Annotated in this window: 20 protein-coding genes; 18 read left to right on the top strand and 2 right to left on the bottom strand. The window is 69.3% G+C overall.

Going from position 1 to position 24,183, the window contains the following annotated elements; genetic code table 11:
- Window positions 1-32: 32 nt before the first annotated feature.
- Complete coding sequence (locus E5S66_RS02060; RefSeq protein WP_171033440.1) at window positions 33-2,318, bottom strand: DUF5916 domain-containing protein; 2,286 nt, start codon at window positions 2,316-2,318, stop codon at window positions 33-35.
- A gap of 196 nt (window positions 2,319-2,514) precedes the next feature.
- On the opposite strand from E5S66_RS02060, the gene E5S66_RS02065 reads away from it, so the two are divergent.
- The 4 genes from E5S66_RS02065 to E5S66_RS02080 all read left to right on the top strand — a co-directional run bounded on the left by E5S66_RS02065 (window position 2,515) and on the right by E5S66_RS02080 (window position 7,317).
- The gene (locus E5S66_RS02065) at window positions 2,515-4,473 is read left to right on the top strand and encodes a M1 family metallopeptidase (RefSeq protein ID WP_138347082.1); all 1,959 of its coding nucleotides are present in this window, start codon (window positions 2,515-2,517) and stop codon (window positions 4,471-4,473) included.
- 50 nt (window positions 4,474-4,523) lie between these two features.
- Window positions 4,524-5,492: an alpha/beta fold hydrolase gene (locus E5S66_RS02070; RefSeq protein WP_246037104.1), complete on the top strand. Its 969-nt coding sequence runs from the start codon at window positions 4,524-4,526 to the stop codon at window positions 5,490-5,492.
- 43 nt (window positions 5,493-5,535) lie between these two features.
- The gene (locus E5S66_RS02075; RefSeq protein ID WP_138347085.1) at window positions 5,536-6,261 is read left to right on the top strand and encodes a hypothetical protein; all 726 of its coding nucleotides are present in this window, start codon (window positions 5,536-5,538) and stop codon (window positions 6,259-6,261) included.
- A 78-nt stretch (window positions 6,262-6,339) separates the two neighbouring features.
- Window positions 6,340-7,317 (top strand): hypothetical protein, encoded by a 978-nt coding sequence (locus E5S66_RS02080; RefSeq protein WP_138347087.1) that lies wholly within the window; start codon window positions 6,340-6,342, stop codon window positions 7,315-7,317.
- 26 nt (window positions 7,318-7,343) lie between these two features.
- Here the strand turns inward: E5S66_RS02080 and E5S66_RS02085 are convergent, their stop codons facing one another.
- The gene (locus E5S66_RS02085; RefSeq protein ID WP_138347089.1) at window positions 7,344-8,279 is read right to left on the bottom strand and encodes a carbohydrate kinase family protein; all 936 of its coding nucleotides are present in this window, start codon (window positions 8,277-8,279) and stop codon (window positions 7,344-7,346) included.
- 206 nt (window positions 8,280-8,485) lie between these two features.
- Here E5S66_RS02085 and E5S66_RS02090 point away from each other — a divergent pair, with 206 nt between their 5' ends.
- The 14 genes from E5S66_RS02090 to rarD all read left to right on the top strand — a co-directional run bounded on the left by E5S66_RS02090 (window position 8,486) and on the right by rarD (window position 24,182).
- Entirely contained in the window at window positions 8,486-9,529 is a 1,044-nt protein-coding gene (locus E5S66_RS02090) for a rod shape-determining protein (RefSeq protein ID WP_028839872.1), read from the top strand.
- Between the two features lie 125 nt (window positions 9,530-9,654).
- On the top strand, window positions 9,655-10,563 hold the full coding sequence (gene mreC / locus E5S66_RS02095) for a rod shape-determining protein MreC (RefSeq protein WP_138347090.1): 909 nt from the start codon (window positions 9,655-9,657) through the stop codon (window positions 10,561-10,563).
- Window positions 10,560-11,039, top strand: a complete 480-nt coding sequence (gene mreD, locus E5S66_RS02100; RefSeq protein ID WP_028839873.1) for a rod shape-determining protein MreD — start codon at window positions 10,560-10,562, stop codon at window positions 11,037-11,039. The genes mreC and mreD overlap by 4 nt, the downstream gene beginning before the upstream one ends.
- Before the next feature lie 6 nt (window positions 11,040-11,045).
- A complete protein-coding gene (gene mrdA / locus E5S66_RS02105) occupies window positions 11,046-12,995 on the top strand; it encodes a penicillin-binding protein 2 (RefSeq protein WP_425472158.1) in 1,950 nt (649 codons plus the stop codon).
- Complete coding sequence (gene rodA / locus E5S66_RS02110) at window positions 12,992-14,119, top strand: rod shape-determining protein RodA (RefSeq protein WP_138347094.1); 1,128 nt, start codon at window positions 12,992-12,994, stop codon at window positions 14,117-14,119. The genes mrdA and rodA overlap by 4 nt, the downstream gene beginning before the upstream one ends.
- 108 nt (window positions 14,120-14,227) lie before the next feature.
- On the top strand, window positions 14,228-15,337 hold the full coding sequence (gene mltB / locus E5S66_RS02115; RefSeq protein WP_028839875.1) for a lytic murein transglycosylase B: 1,110 nt from the start codon (window positions 14,228-14,230) through the stop codon (window positions 15,335-15,337).
- The gene (locus tag E5S66_RS02120) at window positions 15,334-16,539 is read left to right on the top strand and encodes a septal ring lytic transglycosylase RlpA family protein (RefSeq protein WP_138347096.1); all 1,206 of its coding nucleotides are present in this window, start codon (window positions 15,334-15,336) and stop codon (window positions 16,537-16,539) included. Before mltB ends, E5S66_RS02120 begins: the two co-directional genes overlap by 4 nt.
- 126 nt (window positions 16,540-16,665) lie before the next feature.
- Window positions 16,666-17,859: a D-alanyl-D-alanine carboxypeptidase family protein gene (locus E5S66_RS02125; RefSeq protein ID WP_138347798.1), complete on the top strand. Its 1,194-nt coding sequence runs from the start codon at window positions 16,666-16,668 to the stop codon at window positions 17,857-17,859.
- A gap of 55 nt (window positions 17,860-17,914) precedes the next feature.
- Window positions 17,915-18,196 carry a DUF493 family protein gene (locus tag E5S66_RS02130; protein WP_028839878.1) on the top strand — a complete coding sequence of 94 codons (282 nt, stop codon included), beginning with the start codon at window positions 17,915-17,917 and terminating at the stop codon, window positions 18,194-18,196.
- A 44-nt stretch (window positions 18,197-18,240) separates the two neighbouring features.
- Window positions 18,241-18,891, top strand: coding sequence for a lipoyl(octanoyl) transferase LipB (gene lipB / locus E5S66_RS02135; protein ID WP_138347800.1), 651 nt, complete (start codon window positions 18,241-18,243; stop codon window positions 18,889-18,891).
- 37 nt (window positions 18,892-18,928) lie between these two features.
- Window positions 18,929-19,945 carry a lipoyl synthase gene (lipA, locus tag E5S66_RS02140; protein WP_138347098.1) on the top strand — a complete coding sequence of 339 codons (1,017 nt, stop codon included), beginning with the start codon at window positions 18,929-18,931 and terminating at the stop codon, window positions 19,943-19,945.
- Window positions 19,946-20,100: 155 nt separating this feature from the next.
- Window positions 20,101-22,284 carry a carboxy terminal-processing peptidase gene (locus E5S66_RS02145; protein ID WP_138347100.1) on the top strand — a complete coding sequence of 728 codons (2,184 nt, stop codon included), beginning with the start codon at window positions 20,101-20,103 and terminating at the stop codon, window positions 22,282-22,284.
- Between the two features lie 78 nt (window positions 22,285-22,362).
- The gene (yedA, locus tag E5S66_RS02150) at window positions 22,363-23,265 is read left to right on the top strand and encodes a drug/metabolite exporter YedA (protein ID WP_138347102.1); all 903 of its coding nucleotides are present in this window, start codon (window positions 22,363-22,365) and stop codon (window positions 23,263-23,265) included.
- Window positions 23,262-24,182, top strand: coding sequence for an EamA family transporter RarD (gene rarD / locus E5S66_RS02155; RefSeq protein WP_246037105.1), 921 nt, complete (start codon window positions 23,262-23,264; stop codon window positions 24,180-24,182). The genes yedA and rarD overlap by 4 nt, the downstream gene beginning before the upstream one ends.
- The last annotated feature ends 1 nt before the right edge of the window (window position 24,183 follow it).

Genomic DNA, 24,183 nt, shown 5'->3' on the forward strand with positions numbered 1-24,183 from the left:
GCCCCTCTCCGTTGCCGTCCGCGCCGCGCCGCTTACGGCTGCCAGCCGTAGCTCAGCTTGACGAACACGCTGCGTGTGTTGCCGAACAGCTCGCGGTGGTCGTCGTCCATGAACGCGCCGTAGGACGCGCCGGCGTACAGCGCGGTGCGCGGGTTGACCTTGTAGGAATAGACCAGCTGCGCGGCCCAGTCGCGTGCGTTTTCGTTGACCGCATCGAGGTAGAGCGCCGGGTCGCGGTCCACCTTGCTGCCCTGCACGGTGATGCGCAGGCGCTGGCGCGGGTCGAACTGCCAGCTGCCGCCGGCGTTCAGCACGCTGGCGGTGAACGCGGTGCCGCCGTCGCGGCGCATGCGCTGGTGGAGCAGGTCCATGTCCAGCGCGATGCCGCGACCGACATTGAGATTGCCGGACAGTTCGAGCATCGTGCGCCGGCCGGTGCGGTCCGCGGCCAGGTCCAGCATCTGCCCGACCTGCACGTAGGCGCCCAGCTGCAGCTTGCCGTTGGGGCGGAAGCTGGCGTTGACGTCGGCGTAGTGCTCGTCGAACAGCCGGCCTTCCCAGTAGCGCGCGCGGGTCAGGCCGTGCAGGCGCAGGCTGCTCTGCATCGGTCCCTGCGCGTTGACCTGCGCTTCCAGCTCGCGCTCCAGCAGCTGGCCGTCGAAGCGGTGGGTGATGTCGAAATCCATGTAGGCATTGATGCGGTTGAACGCCTTGCCGTCGCGGAACCAGCTGTGGCCGCCGCCCAGCAGCGACTTGTCGTAGCCCACCTGGCCCATGAAGCCGAGGTCGGCGCGGAAGCCGGGATCGATGTCCATGTGCCAGGCGTCCAGGCTCCAGTTGCGGTTGCCGAACGAATACGCGGCGCGCCAGGCGTTGCCGGACGGGGTGGCGTCGTCACCCAGTTCGTCCCTGTAACCATCGACGATGGCGGCAGGGTATTCCGACCGGCTGTGCAGGAACTGCGCGGTGGCGGTATGGCTGCCCTGTTGCCAGCGCGCGTCGACGCCGGCCACGTTGTTGCTGTAGTCGTCGCCGCTGCGCAGGGTGCCGATCGCGCCGACGCTGAAGTGGGTGTTGAAGTCGTAGCGGTAGCGGCCCACCGCGACGTTGGCCTTCTGGTCCAGCTGTTCGAAGCCGGAGCCCAGCACGCCCGGCACCAGCAGCAGGGTGGTGGCATCGCGCGCCACGATCGCGCCGTAGGCGCCGCTGCCGGTGCGGCCGGTGGCGCGCAGGCCGAAGTCGGGGTCGGCGATCTGGCGGGTGTAGAGCACGTCGAACTGGCTGGTGAAGTAATCCGCGCCTTCCAGGAAGAACGGCCGCTTCTCCTGGTAGAACAGCGCGAAGCTGTCGTTGAAGGCGAGCTGCAGCTGGTCGGTCTCGACCTGCGAGAAGTCCGGGTTGAGGGTGGCGTTGAGGGTCATCGCCGGCGACGGCGCCCAGCTCACGTCGACGCCCGGCTCGATGCTGGTGTCGCCGCTGTGCCAGCGTTCCCCGGCGTTGTCGCGGCCCTGCGTGGCGCCCACGGTCAGGGTCGGCACGATCTCCAGGTTGCGGCCCTGCTGCGCGCCCGCCAGGCCGTCGTATTTGCCCCACTGGCACTGGAAGCAGTTGGATTCGCGCGGCACCCGGTGGCTGGTCAGCTGGTGGCGCTTGTCGCGCGGCCAGTTGCGGAACAGCGAAATGCCCCAGCGCTGGTCGCCGCCGGCGGCCGGGAAGCGCAGGGTGGAGAACGGGATGCGCACCTCCACTTCGTAGCCGTCGGCGGTCAGACGGCCGGCGCTGGCCCACAGCCCATCCCAGCTGGGGTCTTCCTGGTTCTCGCTGTTGGTCTCGTCGCGGATCAGGTCCGCCTGCACGCCCAGCGGATTGACGATCAGCTCGTAGCCGCGGCGGTGGTCGTTGAAGGTGTCGAGGAACACGCCCACCCAGTCGTCGTTGAACGCGGCGTCGCGGTCGCGCAGGTGGGCGCGGATGCGCTCGGGGTTCGGGTCCATTGCGCGGAACGCCAGGTACAGCGCATCGGCGGTATAGCCCATCCGCACCGTGGTCTTCACCGGCGCCGGCGTGTTGTCGCCGGGCTGGATGTCGAAGGCGATTTCCTGCACCAGCGCATCGCCCCACGCCGCCTCGTCGGGGTTGCCGTCGATGCTGATCTCGCCGCGCAGCAGCGGGATGCGGCCGCCGGGCACGAACGGCGAGCGCGACACCGAACCGGCATCGTCCGCGGCGGTCGGGGTGGCGGCGTTGGCGCCGGCGAACGGGGCGCACAGCAGCAGGGCTGCGATCAGGGCATGTGGCTTCAGGGTGAACGGCTTCAAGCGGGCTCTCCATCGCGAATCGTCGATGACACTGGGATGCCGAACCAAAGGCCACGGTTGCCATGACTGATGGCAGGGGATTGCGGGCGGCAGCGGGCGCGCAGTGTGGTGCACGCGCGCTGCGGCGCGGCCGGGCATGCGACGGATGCGCGCTGGCGGCGATAAACTCGGGTTTTTCCGCTACCGGGTCGTGACCATGCGTCAGCTGCTTCTTTCCGTTTCCATCGCCGCCGCGCTCGGCCTGGTCGCCACCGGCTGCCAGCGCAACCAGAACCCCGCGCCCGCCGCCGCCACGCCGGCCGCGCCGGCTGCCGCTGCGGAGAAGATCGTGGACGAGCATTCCTATGCGCAGCCGGACAAGGTCCGCACCACCGACCTGGCGCTGGACCTGGCCATCGACTTCGACAGGAAGACCATCGCCGGCACCGCCACCTACGCGCTGGACTGGGTGGACAAGTCCGCGACCCAGCTGGTGCTGGACAGCCGCGACCTCACCATCGAAAAAGCCGAGGGCCAGAGCGCCGACGGCAAGTGGGAGCCGCTGAAGTTCGCGCTGGCGGACAAGGACAAGGTGCTGGGCAGCGCGCTGACCATCGAAACCCCGAACCGCCCGGCCAAGGTGCGGGTCAGCTACGTCACCTCGCCGGAGGCCTCCGGCCTGCAGTGGCTGGCGCCGTCGATGACCGAGGGCAAGCAGACGCCGTTCATGTTCAGCCAGTCGCAGCAGATCCACGCGCGTTCGTGGGTGCCGCTGCAGGACACCCCGCAGATCCGCTTCACCTACAGCGCCAACGTGAAGTCGCCGGCCAACGTGATGGTGCTGATGAGCGCCGACAACGACCCGAAGGCCGCGCGCGACGGCGAGTACAGCTTCAAGATGCCGCAGAAGATCCCCTCCTACCTGCTCGCCATCGCCGCCGGCGATCTGGTGTTCAAGGAAATCGGCGCGCGCAGCGGCGTGTGGGCCGAGCCGGCGATGGTGGACAAGGCGGTGGCCGAGTTCGACGACACCGAGAAGATGATCGATGCCGCCGAAGGCCTGTACGGGCCGTACCGCTGGGGCCGCTACGACCTGCTGGTGCTGCCGCCCAGCTTCCCCTACGGCGGCATGGAGAACCCGCGCCTGACCTTCGCCACCCCCACCGTGATCGTCGGCGACAAGTCGCTGGTCTCGCTGATCGCGCACGAGCTGGCGCACAGCTGGTCGGGCAACCTGGTCACCTTCGCCACCGACAAGGACAGCTGGCTCAACGAAGGCACCACCACCTATGTGCAGAGCCGCATCACCGAGGCGCTGTACGGCAAGGACATGGCCGACATGGAGGAGGTGATCGATCGCGACGAGCTCAAGTCCGAGTTCGCCACGCTCGATCCCAAGCTGCAGCGGCTGTCGCTGAAGCCCGGCACGCTGGCCGACCCCGACGACCAGTCCAGCGCCACGGTCTACACCAAGGGCGCATGGTTCCTGCAGTTCCTGGAGAAGCGCTTCGGCCGCGAGGTGTTCGATCCGTGGCTGAAGGGTTACTTCGACCACTTCGCCTTCCAGAGCATCACCACCAGCCAGTTCCGTGACTACCTGAAGGCCAACCTGATCGACAAGCACCCTAACGTGGTGACGATGCAGGAAGTCGACCAGTGGCTGTATGAGCCGGGCATCCCCGCCACTGCGCCGAAGGTGGAGTCCGCCAAGTTCAGTACCGTCAATGCCGCGCGCATCGCCTGGCAGGGCAGCGCCACGCTGCCGGACAAGGTCATCACCGGTGCCTGGGGTACGCAGGAGTGGGTGCATTTCCTCGAAGGCATGCCGGAGACGCTGAAGCCGGAACAGCTGCAGCAGCTGGATACCGCCTATCACTTCACCGGCACGCCCAACGGCGAGATCGCGATGCGCTGGTACCCGCTGGCCGAACGCAGCGGCTACACCGCGGCGCGTGAGGAAATGGGCAAGTTCCTGGAGCGGGTCGGCCGCCGCAAGCTGATCCTGCCGGTCTACAAGGCGCTGGTGGCCACCCCGGATGGGCTGGCGTTCGCCGAACAGGCGTTCGCCAAGGCCAGGCCGGCCACCCATCCGATCACCGCCGGCTCGGTCGAGGCGATCATCGCCGAGGCCAAGGCCAAGGCGCCGGCCGCGCCCGTCGCGCCGGCGGCGCAGTAAGCGCGTCGCGCGCGCCGGCCGCCGCGGCCGGCGCGCGCCTGGCGTCGATGATGGCCAAACCCCTCGTCCTGTCGCTGTTGCTGCTCGCGGCGCTGGTCGCCGCGATCGCCCTGTGGCGCGATCCCTACCTGCTGGTGCGCGCCGAATTCGCGCGCCAACGCGTTGCCGCCGGGCTGTCCGCGGGCACGCTTGAAGCCGCCGGCCACCGCTGGGCGTATGCGTCCCGCGACGCCGACGATCCCGCCGCGCCCACCCTCGTCATGCTGCACGGCTACACCGGCAGCAAGGAGAACTGGTATCCGCTGGCGCGCCAACTGGGTGGCCGCTACCGGCTGCTGATTCCCGACCTGCCGGGCTGGGGTGCATCGCAGCGCAAGCCGGGCGTCGGCTACGGCTTCCCCGAGCAGGCGGAACACGTGGCGGCATTCATCCGCGCCGTCTCGCCGGATCGGCCGGTGGTGCTGCTGGGGCATTCGATGGGCGGCGGCATCGCCGCGCTGGTCGCCGCGCGGCATCCGCAGGCGGTGGCGAAAGTGGGCCTGCTCAACGCGGCCGGCGTGCGCTTCAAGGACAACCGCTTCGGCCTAGACGTATTGGCCGGCCGCAACCCGTTCGCGGTGGAGGACGCCGCCAGCCTGCAGCGCTACCTCGACACGGTGTTCTTCGACGCTGCCGCCAGGCCGTGGATCCCGTGGCCGGCCTCGACCGGGCTGATCGAAAAACGCCGCGCCGACGCCGCCTTCGAGCAGTCGGTGCTGGACCGCATCGGCCGCGGCGAAGACAGCCTGCTGCCGGGAGAAGAGGCCGCACGCATCCGCCAGCCGGCGCTGCTGCTGTGGTGCCGGCAGGACGCGGTGATCGACGCCAGCGCGCTGGACCTGTACGCGGCGCGCATCCCGCAGGCGCGCAAGGTGCTGCTGGACGGCTGCGGCCACATGTCGCTGATGGAGCGCCCGCGCGAAGTGGCGGATGCCGTGGTTGGGTGGATCGATGTCCACAATGGCGCTGCGGGCCATTAAGCTCGCGCAACCGTCGCCGTTCCCGCTCCGGATGCCCGCCGCCATGACCAAGATCGCCACGCTCGCCCTCGCCACCGCGCTGCTGCTTGTCGCCTGCAAGGGCGAGGACCCGGAGGCCGCCGCGCGCGCCGCCGCCGCGCAGGGGGAAGCGAAGGAGCAGGCCGCGGCGGCGATGGAGAAGCAGTTCGAGGACGCGGTGGCCGCGCACAACTGGCGGCTGGCCAAGGGCTACGGCGATGTCCTGCAGATCGATCATCCCACCAGCCAGGCGGCGGCGCGGGTCAAGCCGCAGCTCGACGACATCCGCGCCAAGGCCGAGGCCGAGGTGCTGCAGCAGCGGCTGGCGGCGATGTGGAGCTATGGCGATGAACCGGTCGGCAAGAACGGCCACCAGCTGTCGGCGTCGATCTATTCGCAGGAGCCGGTGGATACCGACGGCGGCGGCGCGCATCCGGTGCGGCTGATCTTCCGCGACCACCCGGAGTGGGGCCGCAGCGCCTACCTGGTGCTGGAGGCTGGCGACTTCGACTGCTACGCCGGCTGCAGGCTGAAGGTGGTGGCCGACGGCAAGACCCACACTCTGCCCGGCTCGCGGCCGAAGACCGACGAAGCCATCGCCATGTTCATCGAGGACCACAAGGCGCTGTGGAAGCTGGCGAAATCGGCCGGCCACCTGTCGATCGAATTCCCGACCAAGGCGGTGGGCAAGCGCACCGCCGAATTCGAGGTCGGCGGGCTGGAGCCTTCAATGCTGCCGAAGTGGCAGTAAAGAAAGTTGGTTTTCTTGGCACGTTTCACTGCATGGCAGGGCGCTATTTCCCATAGGCAACCCTGACGGAATCCTGATATGTCGGTAGCCGCATTGTTGATCGCACTCGGGCTGCTCGCTCCGTCCCAGAACGGCGACGCTGCCATGCGGGTGCAGCTGCGCGAAGCCTGCGCGGCTGAGGTCGGCACAAAGCCGAAAGTGGATGGCGTCGAAGTGCGTCTGCAGCCTCCTCCCCGGGACGGCGATCTATCTAGCCTCAGGGTGTCGCATCTGCGAACAGGGGCGTGGATGACGGTTTTTTACGACACTGTTTCGGCCGACGTCGCATGGGCACGCGCAGCCTGCTTGGGGGGACAGATTGGTTTGCTGGCGGAGGCGACGGCGGATAACCGCAGGGGCGCGCGCTGGTTTTCGGTGGCGTTCACCTCGGATGCCGGCTATCTGCCGCCGCGCGATGGCTCCGACACCCGCTGGGTGGTGGCAACGTCGCCCGATGGACGTTTACCGGAGGCCAGCCAGAGGAAGTTGCTGGTGGTCATTCCGCACGAACAAGTGCATGCCTATCAGAAGCGTGCTGGAGCACAGACCCCGCGCTGGTTCCATGAGGGGCATGCGGAATGGTTTGGCCGCAAGATTTCGCAGGAAGTTGCGCCGCAGGTTGCAAAAGAGGATGCAGACAGAAGTGAAGCAGCGCTGGGTGCGTCGGAAGTGCCGGTAGCCCTGAAGCGCTGGGGTGGCGTCAGGGTGAAGCGTGAAGCGATCCTGCGGCAGGTCAGCGAACAGGATCGCAAGCGCATGGAGACCGATCCGGGCTATTCGCCTGCGGGGCCGTTCAGCTTTGGCCCCGACGATATGGAGTCCGACGAATCCAATACCGCGGCCAGGTACCAGGCCGCCTGGGCACTTTTCCACGATCTGGAAAAAGCACATGGCACCGCGGCGGTTTTGGCATGGGTGGAGGCAGTAACCAGAGCTGGTGAAACCTTGACCAGTGACCAGATCGTGGCTTCGGCCAATGCGGCCCTCGGCGGCGACATGGCGCCGCGACTGCAGTAGCCCCCGATGCGTTCGATTGGGCCGGATCAACCCAGCGAGTAGCCGAACTGCTGGCGGAACTGCTCGGCGAATTCGTCGTAGTCGAAGCGTTGGTTCTGGGTGCCGGGGTGCTCCACCTTGAGCGCGCCCATCAGGTTGCCCATGCGGCCGATGGTCATCCAGTCGTAGCCCTTCTCGATGCCGAAGATCAGCCCGGCGCGGAAGGCATCGCCGCAGCCGGTGGGATCGGTGACGCGGCGTTCGTGCGCCGGCGGGATGCGGTGGGTGGTGCCGCCTTCGTGGATCTCGGCGCCCTGCGGCCCGCGGGTGGTGATGTAGGCCTTCACCTTGGCGGCGATGGTCTGCTCGTCCCAGCCGGTGCGTTCCTGCAGCAGGTTGGATTCGTAGTCGTTGACGGTGACGTAGTCGGCCAGCTCGATGAAGTGGCGCAGCTCGTCGCCGTTGAACAACGGCATCGCCTGGCCGGGGTCGAAGATGAAGCGGATCCCGGCCGCGTGGAATTCCTTCGCGTTCTGCAGCATGCCCTCGTAGCCGTCCGGGCTGACGATGCCGATGGTGACGCCCGGCACGTCCTTCACGTGGTTCTCGTAGCTGCGCATCATCGCACCCGGGTGGAAGGCGGTGATCTGGTTGTTGTCGTGGTCGGTGGTGATGAACGCCTGCGGAGTGAACAGCTCGTCGATCACCTTGACGTGGTCGAGGGTGATGCCCTGCTCGCCGAACCATTCCCGGTACGGGCCGAAGTCCGCGCCTACCGTGGCCATCGGGATCGGGTCGCCGCCCAGCAGCTTGAGGTTGTAGGCGATGTTGCCGGCGCAGCCGCCGAACTCGCGGCGCATCCGCGGGACCAGGAAGGACACGTTGAGGATGTGCACCTTGTCCGGCAGGATGTGGTTCTTGAACTGGTCGGGGAACACCATGATGGTGTCGTAGGCCAGGGAACCGCAGATCAGTGCAGCCATCGGAATCTCAAGGGAGCGGACGCAAGGCCGCCCATGATACCCGCGGTGCCCGGGCTTGGCAGCGCCGATGAATGGGTCTGGGACGTGGTTCCTTGCCGGCGACGGGGGGCGTTGCTAGGCTAACCGCCCCCGGCGGTGTGACCGACGCGGTCTTCTTCCTTCCGCGTTCCCCCGCGCGGCGATCCCCCTTTCCGGCAGCCCTCCGCATGTTCAAGTTCCTCGGCCGCTACTTCTCCAGCGACCTTTCCATCGACCTCGGCACCGCCAACACCCTGATCTACGTGCGCGGCCAGGGCATCGTCCTCAACGAACCTTCGGTGGTGGCGGTGCGCCAGGACCGCGGCGGCGGCGCCCGCGCGGTGGCGGCGGTCGGCAGCGAGGCCAAGCAGATGCTCGGCCGTACCCCCGGCCACATGACCACGGTGCGGCCGATGAAGGATGGCGTGATCGCCGACTTCACCTACACCGAGGAAATGCTCAAGCACTTCATCCGCAAGGTGCACAAGAGCCGCTTCCTGCGCCCCAGCCCGCGCGTGCTGGTGTGCGTGCCGGCCGGCAGCACACAGGTGGAGCGCCGCGCGATCAAGGAGTCGGCGGAAGAAGCCGGCGCGCGCGAGGTCTACCTGATCGAGGAGCCGATGGCGGCGGCGATCGGTGCCGGCATGCCGGTGACCGAGGCGCGCGGCTCGATGGTGGTCGACATCGGCGGCGGCACCACCGAGGTGGCGGTGATCGCGCTCAACGGCATCGTGTACTCGCAGTCGGTGCGGATCGGCGGCGACCGCTTCGACGAGTCGATCATCAACTACGTGCGCCGCCACCACGGCATGCTGATTGGCGATGCCACCGCCGAACGCATCAAGATCGAGATCGGCAGCGCCTACCCGAACGACGAGGTGCGCCAGACCGAGATTTCTGGCCGCCACCTTGCCGAGGGCGTGCCGAAGATGATCACCATCAGCTCCACCGAGGTGCAGGAAGCGCTGCGCGAGCCGCTGCAGGGCATCCTTGCCGGCATCCGCCAGGCGCTGGAGCAGACCCCGCCGGAGCTGTCGGCCGACGTCGCCGAGCGCGGCATCGTGCTGACCGGCGGCGGTTCGCTGCTGCGCGATCTGGATCGCCTGATCTCCGAGGAAACCGGCCTGCACGTGCAGGTGGCCGATGATCCGCTGACCTGCGTGGCCCGCGGTGGCGGTCGTGCGCTGGAGCTGGTTGACATGCACGGCAACGAGTTCTTCGCCCCCGAGTGAGGCGGGCATCGGCAGCGGGCGCAGGGCGGCGGGTGGGCATGCCAACGTCCGCGCCGCTTTCGGGCGCGCGCGGTTGTCCCTGAGCTTTTTCCGGCTTTCCACTTCCTTCCACTTGCCTTCCGCTCATGCCCCACGCCGGCCCCTCCGCTTCCCGCCCCGGTGAAATCGCCGGCGTGCTGCGGTTGCTGGTTTTCCTGGTGCTGGCCGTTGCGCTGATGGTGCTGGACTTCCGCGGTGGCTGGCTGCATGCGGTGCGGGTGCAGGCCGAGGCGGCGATGCAGCCGCTGTGGTGGCTGGCCGGGCTGCCGTCGCGGGCGGGCGCCAGCCTGCGCGAAAACGCGGTCACCCGCGCCCAGCTGGCCAGCGACAACACCCGCCTGCGCCAGGCGCTGCTGCTGTCGGCCGCGCGCAATGCGCGCCTGCGCACCGCCGCGGCCGAGAACGCACGCCTGCGCGGGCTGCTGGGCAGCGCCGAGCGTGGGCGCCTGGACGTGCAGCTGGCCAGCGTGCTCGACGTCGACCTGGACCCCAGTCGGCAGCGCCTGCTGCTGGGTGCCGGCAGCGGCAGCGGCGTGCGGGTCGGGCAACCGGTGATCGATGCCGGTGGGCTGATGGGACAGGTCATCGCCACCACCCCGACCACCGCCACCGTTCTGCTGCTGACCGACCCCGACCACGCGGTGCCGGTGATGGTCGCGCGCAGCGGGGTGCGGCTGATGGTCTATGGCACCGGCCGCAACGACGCCCTGCAGCTGGCCGACATCCCGCTGTCCGCCGACGTGCGCGAAGGCGACGCGTTGCTGACCTCCGGCCTGGGTGAACGTTTCCCGCCGGGCTTCGCGGTGGGCCGGGTGGGCGCGCTGCGCGCCGATGACAGCCGCGCCTTCCTGAAGGCGGAAGTGAAGCCGGCCGCGCAGCTCGACCGCGGCCGCGACGTGTTGCTGCTGCGCGGCTACCGGCCCGCAAACCAACCCCTCCCCGACCCTCCCCTGCCTGCGCAGGGGAGGCAGGCAAGCGCGGAACCGCGCCGATGAGCCGCGCGCGCAACGGCTGGGTGTTGCCGGTCAGCCTGCTGCTTGCCCTGCTGCTGGGACTGGTGCCGCTGCCCGGCGTGCTGCAGGCGCTGCGGCCGTACTGGCTGGCGCTGGTGCTGGCCTACTGGCTGCTGGAAACGCCGGACCGGCTGGGCCTCGGCACCGCGTTCGCGCTGGGGCTGCTGGCCGATATCGCCTTCGGCGGGCTGCTGGGCGAGCAGTCGCTGCGGCTGGTGGTGCTGGCCTTCATCCTCGAACGCTTCCGCGCGCGGCTGCGCTTCTTCCCGGTGTCGCAGCAGGCGCTGACCATCGGCGTGCTGCTGCTCAACGACCGCGTCATCAGCGCCGGCCTGCACGTGTTGACAGGCGTGCCGCAGCTGCCGTGGCTGTACTGGGCGGCGCCGCTGGTCGGCATGCTGCTGTGGCCGCCGCTGCACCTGCTGCTCGATTTCCTGCGCCTGCGCCGGCCGGGCTGAGCGATGATCCGCCGCGCCCGCCAGATCAAGGACCACGCGAGTGAGGCCGCGCTGTTCCGGCGCCGCGCGCTGGCCGGTTTCCTGCTCGCGCTGGCCGGGTTGGGCGCGCTGGCGGGCTGGTATTTCCGCCTGCAGGTGCTGCGCCACGACGAGTTCGCCACCCGTTCCGAGGCCAACCGCCTGCGGCTGGTGCCGGTGGCGCCGGCGCGCGGGCTGATCTACGACCGCAAGGGCCGCATCCTTGCCGACAACGTGGCGGCGTGGCGGCTGGAGGCGGTGCCGGAACGCGCTGGCGACGCTGCCAAGCTGCTGGCAAGCCTGCAGGGCGTGGTCGCCCTCGATGACGAGCAGAAGGCGCAGTTCCTGCGTGACTACAAGGCCGCGCGGCCGTTCAAGCCGGTGACCATCAAGCTGCGCGTGCCGGACGAGGAGGCGGCGCGGTTCGCGGTGGACCGCTGGCGCTTCCCCGGCGTGGAGCTGGTGCCCTACCTCGGCCGCGTCTATCCCTACGGCGACCTGTTCGCGCACGTGGTCGGCTACGTCAGTCGCATCGATGAAAAGGACCTGGCCGCGCTGGGCGATGCCGGCGGCGCCTATAGCCACACCGGCAAGACCGGGCTGGAGCGCTATTACGAAGCACGGCTGCGCGGTCGGCCCGGCTTCCGGCGGCTGGAAACCAACGTCGCCGGGCGCACCGTGCGCGCGCTGGACACGCTGCCGGCGGTGCCCGGCACCGACCTGCGGCTGTCGATCGACGCCGAGCTGCAGCAGGCGATGGTGGATGCGTTCGGCCAGCTGGAAGGCTCGGCGGTGGCGATGGACCCGCGCAGCGGCGAGGTCCTGGCGATGGTCAGCCTGCCCTCGTTCGATGCCAACCTGTTCGTCAACGGGATCAGCCACGCCGACTTCAAGGCGCTGAACGACAACCCGTCGCGCCCGCAGTTCAACCGGGTGGTGCTGGGCGGGGTGGCGCCCGGTTCCACGATCAAGCCGCTGACCGCGCTGGCCGGCCTCGACAGCGGCCTGCGCCAGCCCGGCGACAGGGTCCTGTCGACCGGCGTGTTCCGCCTGCCGGGCATGCGCGGCCGCGGCTGGCTGGATGGCGTGCACGGCTGGACCGACGCGCGCAAGTCGATCTACGAATCGGTCAACACCTACTACTACCAGCTGGCGCTGGACCTGGGCGTGCAGCGCTACGACGAGTACATGACGAAATACGGGTTCGGCCAGAAGACCGGCATCGACCTTGCCGGCGAGATCGAGGGCATCGTGCCGTCGCCGGCTTCGAAGATGAAATACGCCAAGCAGCGCTGGTATCCGGGCGACCTGGTCAACTCCTCCATCGGCCAGGGCCTGTGGAAGGTGTCGCCGCTGCAGCTGGTGCGCGGCGTTGCCGCGATCGCGGATGGCGGCAATCTGCGCCGCCCGCACCTGGCCGTGGCGCAGCGCGCCGGTTTCGATGCGCCGTGGGGGCCGCTGCCGCAGTCGCCGCCGGCGCGCATCAGCGACCATCCCGGCAACGTGAAGGTGATTCAGGAAGGCATGGAGATGACCACCGGCGGTTCCGGCACCGCCGCGCGCGTGTTCCGCGGCGCGCCTTACCGTTCCGCCGGCAAGACCGGCACGGCGCAGGTGGTCAACCGCGGCGCGACCGCGGTCGATCCGCGCTCGCTGCCGCTGTGGAAGCGCCACCGCGCGCTGTACATCGGCTATGCGCCGGCCGAGGCGCCGACCATCGCGGTGGCGGTGGCGGTGGAGGGCGGCGGGTTCGGCGCCGATACCGCGGCGCCGATCGTGCGCAAGGTCTTCGAGGCGTGGCTGCTCGGTAGGAAAGCAGCCCCGCCGGTATCGAAGGAAATGCCCGCCGCGAGCGCGAAGCCTGATTTTTCCGACGTGCGCGGCACCCCGGCCACCGCGGCCCCTGCGGCGCGCGCACCCGTGCAGGTGGGTCCATGAACATGCTGCTGCGGATGCTGCTGGAGCTGCTGCAGCGCTTCGTGCGCACGCTCGATCTGCCGCTGCTGACGGGGCTGCTGGCGCTGATGGGCATGGGTCTGGCCACCCAGTACAGCGCCGGCAACGAATCCCTGCGCGGGGTGGCGATGCAGGGCGCGTTCTACTGCGTCGGCCTGGGCGCGCTGTGGGTGGCCTCGCGGGTGCCGGCGCACCTGCTCAAGCAGGCCACCCCGGCGATCTTCGTGGCCTCGCTGGTGCCGCTGGTGCTGGTGCTGTTCATCGGCAGCGGCAAATACGGCAACCACTGGATCAACCTCGGTTTCTTCAACTTCCAGCCGTCGGAGCTGGCCAAGTTGACCTTGCCGATGATGCTGGCCTGGCATTTCGACCGCCAGCGGCTGCCGCCGCGCTTCGGCGTGCTGCTGGCCGGGGTGGCGATCATCGCCCTGCCGGTGGGCCTGACCCTGCTCCAGCACGACCTTGGCACCGCCGCGCTGGTGCTGGCCGCCGGCGTGTTCGTGCTGTTCCTGGCCGGCACCTCGTGGTGGTGGTGGGGCATTGCCGGCGCGCTGGGTGGCACCGGCTTCGCGCTGGCGATGTTCGCGCCGATCGAATGGATGAGTTTCCTGCGGCCCTACCAGCAGGACCGCATTCTCACTTTCCGCAATCCGGAAAACGACCCGATGGGCGCGGGCTGGAACATCCTGCAGTCGCAGATCGCCATTGGCGGCGGCGGCATCACCGGCAAGGGCTGGGGCCAGGGCACCCAGTCGCACCTGAACTACCTGCCCGAGCACACCACCGACTTCGCGTTCTCGGTGCTGGCCGAGGATTTCGGCTGGATCGGGGTGGCGCTGGCGCTGGCGCTGTACCTGTTCGTGGTGACGCGCTGCCTGTGGATCGCCGCGGATTCGCGCGATGGCTACGCGCGGCTGCTGGCCGGCGCCATCGGGCTGTCGCTGTTCGTGTACGTGCTGGTCAATGGCGCGATGATTTCCGGGCTGCTGCCGGTGGTCGGCGTGCCGATGCCGCTGCTGAGCTACGGCGGTACCTCGGCGGCCACCCTGCTGCTGGGTTTCGGGGTGGTGATGGCGCTGAAATCGCGGCGACAAGTCCACCGCTGAGGCGCGTTGCAGCTGCGTTTGCGGTGGCGGGAGCCACGCGGTTTTGCGCCGGCAAACCTGAATGCGATGTTCCGATTTCGCCGGGAGCGCGTGCTACCCTCCGCGCCGATGATCCGACGCATCCTGCCCAGCCTCGCCGTGCTCGCGCTTGCCGCCTGCGCGGGAACGCCACAGAAGCCGACGCCAGCACTGGTGCCGGAACCCCTGCCACCCCCCGCGGCACCGGCGCCGGCCGAAGCGCCGCGCGACATCAGTGCCGCCCGCGCCGAATTCGTGCGCAGCACCGCGCAGCGATTCGCCATCCCGGCTGCCGACATCGAAGCGGTGCTGGCGCGCGCGCAGATCCGCGACGCCATCGTCAAGGCGATGTCGCGTCCTGCCGAAGCCAAGCCGTGGCGCGACTACCGGCCGATCTTCATCCAGCCGGCACGGATCGACGGCGGCCGCGCCTTCCTCGAAGCCAACCGCGCTGCCCTGCAGCGCGCCGAGGACCGCTATGGCGTGCCGAAGGAAATCGTGACCGCGATCATCGGCGTGGAAACCAGCTACGGCGGCAACAAGGGCAGCTGGCCGGTGGTCGATGCGCTGTACACGCTGGCGTTCGCCTATCCGCGCAGCGGCGATCCGGCGCGGGTCGCCTACGAGGACAAGCGCGAGGCGTTCTTCCGCGACGAGCTGGCGCAGCTGTTCGCGCTGGGCAAGGAGGAAGCGCTGGACATCACCACCCTCAAGGGCAGCTATGCCGGGGCGATGGGCTGGGGGCAGTTCATGCCGTCCAGCTATCGCCAGTACGCGGTGGATGGCGATGGTGACGGCCGCCGCAACCTGTTCGACAACCTCGACGACGTGATCGCATCGGTGGCCAACTACTTCGCCCAGAAAGGCAAGTGGCAGCGCGGCGGCCCGGTGATGGAGCGGGCGGTGCGCGCCGCCGCCGCACAGGACTTCGCCAATCCCGGCAACGCGGTCACCCTGGACCAGCATGTGGGCGGTCTGGCGGCGCTGGGCTATCGCGCCGCCGATCCGGTCGCGGTGCTGCACATGGACGGCGGCCAGCCGGTCACCCTGATCACCCTCGAGGGTATGGCCGGTCCGGAGTACTGGATCGTCTACAACAACTTCAAGGCGATCACCACTTACAACATCTCGCGGCTGTACGCGACCGCGGTGTACCAGCTCGCCGAGGCCATCGCCGGGCGCGGGGCGGACGGGGCATGAGCACGCCGATGCGCCTGCTGGCCGCGATGCTGCCGCTGGCGCTGGCGGCCTGCGCGACCACCGGCGGCGCGCCGCGCGCTGCAGCGCCGGACGCCAGCACGCGCAAGCCGGTCGATGCCACTCCCGCGGAAGGCATCGCGCCTACCCCGCGTCGGGTGTCGCCGTATGCGCCGGCGCAGGAAGACCTGTCCAAGCGCGGCGACTACGTGGCCGGTGGGCTGTTCCGCCCCGGCGTGGCCGACACCGTGCCCGACGAGATTCCCGATGTCGACCTGATTCCGGAACCGGAAGTGCGCGACGAACCGCGCGCGCGCTCCGGCAACCGCGACTACGCGGTGCTCGGGCAGAAGTACCGGGTGCTGGACGACCACGAGGGCTACAACGAGGAAGGCGGCGCTTCCTACTACGGCAAGAAGTTCCACGGCCGCCGCACCTCCAGCGGCGAGGTGTACGACATGTACGCCTTCAGCGCCGCCCACAAGAGCCTGCCGCTGCCCAGCTTCGCCCGCGTCACCAACCTCGACAACGGCAAGTCGGTGGTGGTGCGGGTCAACGACCGCGGACCGTTCCACAAGGGCCGCATCATCGACCTCAGCTACGCCGCCGCGGTCAAGCTGGGCTACCGCGAGCGCGGCACCGCGCGGGTGCGGGTGGAGGCGCTGTCCGCGGATGGCGTCGCCGTCGCGTCCGCGGCGCCTGTCGCCGCGGCCACCGCGATGGACAAGCTGGTGCAGGCGCTGCCCGAGCAGAAGCCGGTTGCCGACACCGGCAACCGCTTCGACATGCACCAGGACGGCCGCACCATGGGCGCCGACGAATTCGATGCGTGGATGCGCGCCCGCCAGATCCGCGTGGCCACCGGCAAGCCGACGCCGGTCGCCGCGAATGCCGCGCCGGCGCCGGCCGTGGTCGCGCCGGTGGCGGTTGCCGCCGCGCCGGTCACCACGGCGGCGGCCAGCTCGCCGGCCGCCGCAGGCATCACCCTGCAGGTCGCCAGCTTCAGCAACCAGCGCAACGCCGAGCAGGCGCTGTCGCTGCTGCGCGGCGCGGCAATCGCGCAGGCCCAGCTGCAGGACGCCGACATCAACGGCAGGAAGGTCTGGCGGCTGCGGATCGGCCCGGTCAGCGAAGCGGCGACCCCGGAACTTGCGGCGCGCATCGTCGGTCTGGGTTTCGGACAGCCGCAGCGCATCCGCAACTGACGGCTGCCGCGCGCAGACGCGGCCTCCACCACGGGCGGGCATCCAGCCTGTTGTCGCTAGAATGACCGCCTGCATGTTTTTGCGTCGCGCCTGCGCGACCTCCAGGAGTATTGATCGATGCGTTCCATGTTTTCCGTCGTCCTCGTTTCCGCTGCACTGGCCGCCGGTTCCGGCCTCGCCATCGCCCAGACACCGGCGCCCGCCCGCCCGGCTGCGCTGAGCGACAACCTGCCGGTTCCGGACGCGCCCGCGCCCAAGGTCAGCAAGGCCTGGCTGGTGATGGACTTCGCCACCGGCCAGGTGCTGGCCGGCGAGAACGTGGATACGCCGGTCGAGCCGGCCAGCATCACCAAGGTGATGACCAGCTACGTGATCGCCGCGGAAATGGCCGCCGGCAAGGTCAAGGCCAGCGACCCGGTGATGATGAGCGAGAACGCCTGGCGCAGCGGCGGCGCAGGCACCGACGGCAGCTACAGCGGCTTCGAGGTCAACAAGACCGCGCCGCTGGAGCAGATGGAAAAGGGCATGGTGGTGCAGTCCGGCAACGACGCCGCGATCGCGCTGGCCGAACACGTCGCCGGCAGCGAACAGGCATTCGCCCAGCTGATGAACGCCTATGCGAAGAAGATCGGGATGAAGGCATCCCACTTCGTCAACCCGCACGGGCTGACCGCGGAGGGCCACATCACCACCGCGCACGACCTGGCCCTGCTCGGCCGCGCGCTGATCCGCGATTTCCCCGAGGCCTATTCGTACAACAAGATCAAGGAATTCACGGTCGGCCCGATCACCCAGCCCAACCGCAACCTGCTGCTGTGGCGCGATGCGTCGGTGGATGGCATCAAGACCGGCCATACCTCCAGCGCCGGCTATTGCCTGATGGCCTCGGCCAAGCGCGGCGACCAGCGCCTGATCACGGTGGTGATGGGCGATACCAGCGAGAACCAGCGCGCGGTGGATTCGCAGGCGCTGCTCAACTGGGGCTTCCGCTTCCACGAAACCCACCGCCTGTACGAGGCCGGCAAGGCGCTGGCCTCGCCGAAGGTGTGGAAGGGCGAGCAGAACGTGGTGCAGGTGGGCGTGGCGCAGCCGCTGCTGGTCACCACCGCGCGCGGCAAGTACGACCGCCTGAAGGCGACCATGGATCTGCCGAAGTCGCTGGTGGCGCCGATCGCCAAGGGCCAGAAGATCGGCACCGTGAAGGTGACCCTGGACGGCAAGCTGGTGGCGCAGGCGCCACTGGTGGCGGTGAGCGCGGTGGAAGAGGGCGGCTTCTTCAAACGCCTGTGGCATGAACTGCTGATGTGGTGGCAGAGCTGAGCCACCGCGCGGATACAGGGTTGGGGAAGCCGCGGCGCGTCCCCATAATGGGCCGATGAACACGATCCATTCCGACAATCCCGAGCACGGCTTCCAGTTTCCCGGCACCTTCGAGCTGTCGGCGATGGGCCCGGCCGACAAGCAGCTGGAATCCGAGCTGCCGCAGCACCTGCTGGCCGCCGGCATCGACGTGCTGCACGAAGACGTGACCTGGCGGCATTCGGCAAGCGGCAAGTACGTGTCGGTGCGGATCTCCTTCCGCGCCCGCTCGCGCGAGGAATACGACCGCGCCCACGCCGCCCTGCGCGACCATCCGGAAGTGAAGTGGACGCTGTGAGTCACGCCGCCCCGCTCCCCGCCTGCGCGGGGACTGGGCCGAAGCTGGAGCAGCGCCACGCCATCGTCCACGACCTCGGTCGCCAGCCTTACGAGCCGGTCTGGCGCGCCATGCAGGCGTTCACCGACGAGCGTACCGAGGACAGCGCCGACGAGCTGTGGCTGGTCGAGCACGACCCGGTGTTCACCCTCGGTCAGGCCGGCAAGCCGGAGCACGTGCTGATGCCGGGCGACATCCCGGTACTCCACGTCGATCGCGGCGGCCAGGTGACTTACCACGGTCCCGGCCAACTCGTCGCCTACCCACTGCTCGACCTGAAGCGGCTGAAGATCGGCGTGCGCGATTACGTCTGCCGGATCGAACAGGCGATCATCGACACCCTCGACGAATGGAACATCGGCGCCGCCCGCAAGGACGGTGCGCCCGGCGTGTACGTCAACGGCGCCAAGATCGCCTCGCTGGGCATCCGCGTGCGTCGCGGCTGCACCTTCCACGGGCTGGCTTTCAATGTCGCCGGTGAGAGCACCGCCGCGTTCGCGCGGATCAATCCCTGCGGCTATGCCGGCCTGCAGGTGGTGGCGCTGTCCGACCTGGGCGGGCCGTCGTCGCTGGGGGCGGTGAAACCGGTCCTGTTGGAACAGCTCGGCCGACAGTTCGGTCTGGCATGGCGGCACGAGGCTGCGCCGCCGGCCTGAACCTGACCGCCGGCGCGATGTGCGCGATAATTACGCCATGAGCACTCCCCCCCGCAGCATCCCGCTCGCCGTCGTCGATGGCGCGGCCTCCCTCGAGCCCGGCGTGCGCCAGGTCGCCGACCAGAAGATCGCCCGCTCGCCGGTGCAGTTCGCCGACGCGCCGGTCCTGCGCAAGCCCAGCTGGATCCGCGTGCGCATTCCCAGCGGCAACGCGGTGCAGGCGCTCAAGGCCAAGCTGCGCGAGAACCGGCTGGTGACGGTCTGCGAAGAAGCCAGCTGCCCGAACATCCACGAGTGCTTCAGCCACGGCACCGCCACCTTCATGATCCTCGGCGAGGTCTGCACCCGCCGCTGCAGCTTCTGCGACGTGGCCCACGGCCGGCCCAAGCCGCCGGACCCGGTGGAGCCGCTGCGGCTGGCGCAGACGGTCAAGGACATGGGGTTGCGCTACGTGGTGGTCACCAGCGTGGACCGCGACGACCTGCGCGACGGCGGCGCCGGGCACTTCGTGGACTGCATCGCGGCGATCCGCGAGATCGCACCGGGCACCAAGATCGAGATCCTGACCCCGGACTTCCGCGGCAAGGGCCGGATGGAGCGCGCGCTGGAAATCCTCGCCCTCAATCCGCCGGACGTGTTCAACCACAACGTCGAAACCGTGCCGGACCTGTACCGCAACGTGCGTCCTGGTGCCGACTACCAGTGGTCGCTGACCCTGCTGCAGAAATTCAAGCAGCAGCATCCGGCCATCCCGACCAAGTCCGGGATCATGCTGGGGCTGGGCGAGACCATGGAGCAGGTGCAGGCCACCCTGCGCGACCTGCGCGCGCACGATGTCGAAATGATCACCATCGGCCAGTACCTGCAGCCCAGCGCCCACCACCATCCGGTGCTGCGCTACTGGACGCCCGAGGAATACCAGCAGCTTGCCGATTACGGCAATGCGCTGGGCTTCGCCCACGTCGCCTCCGGGCCGATGGTGCGTTCCAGCTACCACGCGGATCGACAGGCCGCCGCCCGCCTGGGTGCCGGCGAGGGCCGCACGTCGGATTGACGCGCGGGCGTGGAGGTGGCGTTCACTCTGGACGCGGGCGGGCAGGTACAGTGGCGTGGAACGCAGTGGTGCAACTTCCAGCACTGTTGCGGGGTCGAAACCTTCGCCATCCTGCCCCTGACCTCCCACAGCGGCCCCCACGCCGCGGAATCCAGATGATCCGCAATCGCCCCCTGGTTGTTCTGTCCATTGCCCTGGTGCTGGCCGCGCCGCTGGCCCTGCTGGCCGGCAGCAGCGACATCGTGCCGTCCTCCGGCCCCACCCCGGACCAGTCCACAACCGCGCGCATGGTCCACGGGCTGCTGTCCGACAGCCGCTACGCCTACCGGCCGCGCGCGCTGGACGACGCGCTCTCGCGCGAGATCCTCACCGAATACCTGAAGACGCTGGACCCCGGCAAGGTGTTCATGACCGCGCAGGACGTGGCCGGCTTCCAGCGCTATGCCACCACCCTGGACGATGCGATCAAGAGCGGCCGGGTGGATCCGGCGTGGACGATCTTTTCGACCTACCGGCAGCGGGTGGAAGACCGCATCGGCTACGCGCGCGGGCTGCTGAAGGGCGAGTTCGACTTCACCCGGGATGATCGCTACCAGTACGACCGCGAGGACGCGCCGTGGGCCGAGCCGGCGGCGCTGGACACGCTGTGGCGGCAGTCGGTGAAGAACGACTGGCTGCGCCTGAAGCTGGCCGGAAAACCGGCTGACGAGATCCGCAAGACCCTGGACAAGCGCTACGCCAACCTGCTGACCAGCGTGCGCGAGCTGAAGGGCGAGGAAGTGTTCCAGAGCTTCCTCAATGCCTATGCCGGCAGCATCGATCCGCATACCGATTACATGACCCCGCGCAGCGCGGAGAACTTCAACCTGTCGATGTCCAATTCGCTGGAAGGCATCGGTGCGGTGCTGTTCCGCCAGGACGACGTGGTGGTGGTGCGCGAGGTGGTGCCGGGCGGGCCGGCGGCGCGCAGCGGCAGGCTCAAGCCGGGCGATCGCATCGTCGGCGTCGGCCAGGGCACGTCCGGCGAGATGAAGGACGTGATCGGCTGGCGCATCGACGATGTGGTGGCGCTGATCCGCGGCGCGGCCGACACCCAGGTGCGCCTGGACACGGTGCCGGCGGAGGCGCCGCTGGACAGCAAGCCGCTGACGCTGCAGCTGACCCGCGCCAAGGTGCGGCTGGAAGACGCGCGCGCCAAGGCCGAGACCATCATCGTGCCGGCAGGCCGCGACGCGCCGGCGCGCCGGATCGGCGTGATCAAGCTGCCGGGCTTCTACCAGGACTTCGAGGCGCGTCGCCGCAACGAGGCCAACTACGCCTCGGCCACCCGCGACGTGGCGAAAATGCTGGGCGACTTCCGTGCGCAGAAGGTCGATGGCGTGGTGCTGGACCTGCGCGGCAACGGCGGCGGTTCGCTGACCGAAGCGGTGGAGTTGACCGGGCTGTTCATCGACAAGGGCCCGGTGGTGCAGGTGCGCGAATCCGGCGGCCGGGTCAACGTGCAGTACGACCAGGACGCGGGCGTGGCCTGGGATGGCCCGCTGGCGGTGCTGATCAACCGAGGCTCGGCCTCGGCCTCGGAAATCGTGGCCGGTGCGATCAAGGACTACGGGCGTGGCCTGGTGATCGGCGAGACCACCTTCGGAAAGGGCACCGTGCAGACCATGGTCGACCTGGACCGCTGGCCGGCCAACGAGAAGCCGCGCTTCGGCGAGGTCAAGCTGACCGTGGCGCAATTCTTCCGTCCGGACGGCAGCAGTACCCAGAACCGGGGCGTGGCGCCGGACGTGGCGTTCCCGGCCAGCGTGGACGCCGCCGAGTTCGGCGAAAGCACCTATCCCAACGCGCTGCCGTGGACCCGGATCGCTGCCGCGCCGCACCCGCGCTACGGCAATTTCGCGCCGCTGCTGGTGCAGCTGCAGGCGCGCCACCAGGCGCGTTCGGCCAAGGACGTGGAGTTCCAGTGGTGGGCCGAGGACGTGAACCGGTTCCGCGAGGAGCAGGCCAAGAAGTCGATCTCGCTCAACGAGGCCGAGCGCCGCGCCGAGCGCGACAAGTTCGATGCGCAGCGCAAGCAGCGGGCCGAAATCCGCGCCAACCTCGGCATCGAGCGCGATCCGCTGCTGGAGTCGCGTGCCGACGACGGCCTGGCCGCCGACGAGCGCAACGTCGCCGAATCGGTGGCGCGCGAGGAGGCGGCGAAGAAGGCCACCGATCCGCTGCTGCGCGAGTCCGCGGCGATCCTGGCCGATGCGGTGGCGCTGCTCGGCAAGGACGCGGCGCTGGCGGCGCAGGTGCTGCCGGTCACCCGCAACGGTGCCGGGCACTGGGCCGACTGACCCGGCGCGCACGCGTCTCCCTCATGTGTTTCTGGCGGGCACCTTCGGGTGCCCGCCGCTTTCTGCAAGGTCTGCTCGATGCCTGCTTCCCATGTTTCCACGGCGCCCGCCGCCCGCGTCGCGCTGGCGCTGGCGGCGGTATATGTCATCTGGGGTTCCACCTATCTCGCCATCCGCTTCGCGCTGGAAGGTGGCTTCCCGCCGTTCCTGCTCGGCGGCATCCGCTTCCTGATTGCCGGCGGGCTGATGTTCGCCGTCCTGCGCTGGCGCGGCGTGCCAGCGCCCACCCGCGCACAGTGGCGCAACCTGGCGGTGATGGGCGTGCTGCTGCTGCTGATGGGCAACGGACTGGTGAACTTCGGTGAGCAGAGCGTCTCGTCGGGGATGACCGCGGTGATCGTGTCCTCGTCGGCGCTGTGGATGGGCGTGTTCTCGGCGCTGCGCGGGCACCGGCCCAACGCGATGGAATGGACGGGGCTGTGCATCGGCTTCCTCGGCGTGCTGTGGCTGAGCGCCGGCGGCAGCCTGGCCGCCACCCCGGCCGGACTGGTCGCGCTGCTGCTGGCCTCGGTGGCGTGGTCGTACGGTTCGATCTGGAGCAAGGGCCGCGACCTGCCGTCGCCGTTCATGACCTCGGCCGGGCAGATGCTCTGCGGCGGCGTGGCGATGTGCCTGCTGGGCGGTGCGCTGGGCGAACGCTTCCACGGCCTGCCCAGCGCGCACGCGATCGGCGCGTTCTGGTACCTGGTGGTGATGGGGTCGCTGATCGGCTTCTCGGCCTATATCTGGCTGCTGCACCACGTGCGGCCGGCGCTGGCCACCAGCTATGCCTACGTCAATCCGGCCATCGCGGTGGCGCTGGGCGCGCTGCTGGCGCACGAGCGCTTCGGCGTGCGCGAATCGGTGGCGATGGCGGTGATCCTGCTCGGCGTGGTGACCATCACCTTCGCCAGGACGCGCAAGCCGAAGGCCACATCGTGAGTGCTGGAGGGCTGGATCGGCGCGGCGTCTGGATCGCGGTTGCCGCGTATGTCGCTTGGGGCTTGATGCCGCTGTACTGGCACCTGCTGAAGGTGGTGCCGTCGATGCAGATCATGGCGCACCGGGTGGTCTGGAGCGCGCTGCTGGTGTGCGGCTGGCTGTTCTTCAAGTACGGCCGCGGCTGGCTGCGGGAAACCCTGTCGCGGCCGCGTGCCGCCGCGCTGCTGGCGCTGAGCGGCGTGCTGATCGCCTTCAACTGGGGCCTGTACATCTGGGCGGTCAATGCCGGCCACGTGGTGGAATCCGCGCTGGGCTATTTCATCAACCCGCTTTTCAGCGTGATGCTGGGCGTGCTGGTGCTGAAGGAACGTCTCAACCGCGTGCAGTGGCTGTCGGTCGCCATCGCCGCCGCCGGCGTGCTGTGGCTGACCCTCAGCTATGGCGGCTTGCCGTGGATCGCGCTGGCGCTGGCGGCCTCGTTCGGCATCTACGGCCTGGTGCGCAAACTGCTGGGCGCGCCGCCGGTGCGCGGGCTGGGGGTGGAAAACCTGTACCTGCTGCTGCCGGCGCTGGCGTTTCTGGCGTGGGTGGAAGGTGCGGGGCAGGGCCATCTGTTCGCCCACGGCGAGACCGCATCGTGGGGGCCGGGCGTGGCCGGGCTGCTGGTGTTCGGCGGCGTGCTCACCGCGCTGCCGTTGATCGGGTTTGCCGCCGCGGTGCAGCGCATTCCCTATTCGCTGGTGGGCCTGCTGCAGTACATCTCGCCGACCCTGCAGCTGCTGGTCGGCGTGCTGGTGCTCGGCGAGCCGTTCGGTCGCGATCGCGCCGTCGGCTTCGCCTTCATCTGGATCGCGCTGGCGCTGTATGCCGCCGACGGCCTGCTGCGCGCGCGGCGCAGCAGGCTGGTCACGGCCTGAG

The organism is Thermomonas fusca (assembly GCF_005862345.1).
Taxonomy (GTDB): Bacteria; Pseudomonadota; Gammaproteobacteria; order Xanthomonadales; family Xanthomonadaceae; genus Thermomonas; species Thermomonas fusca.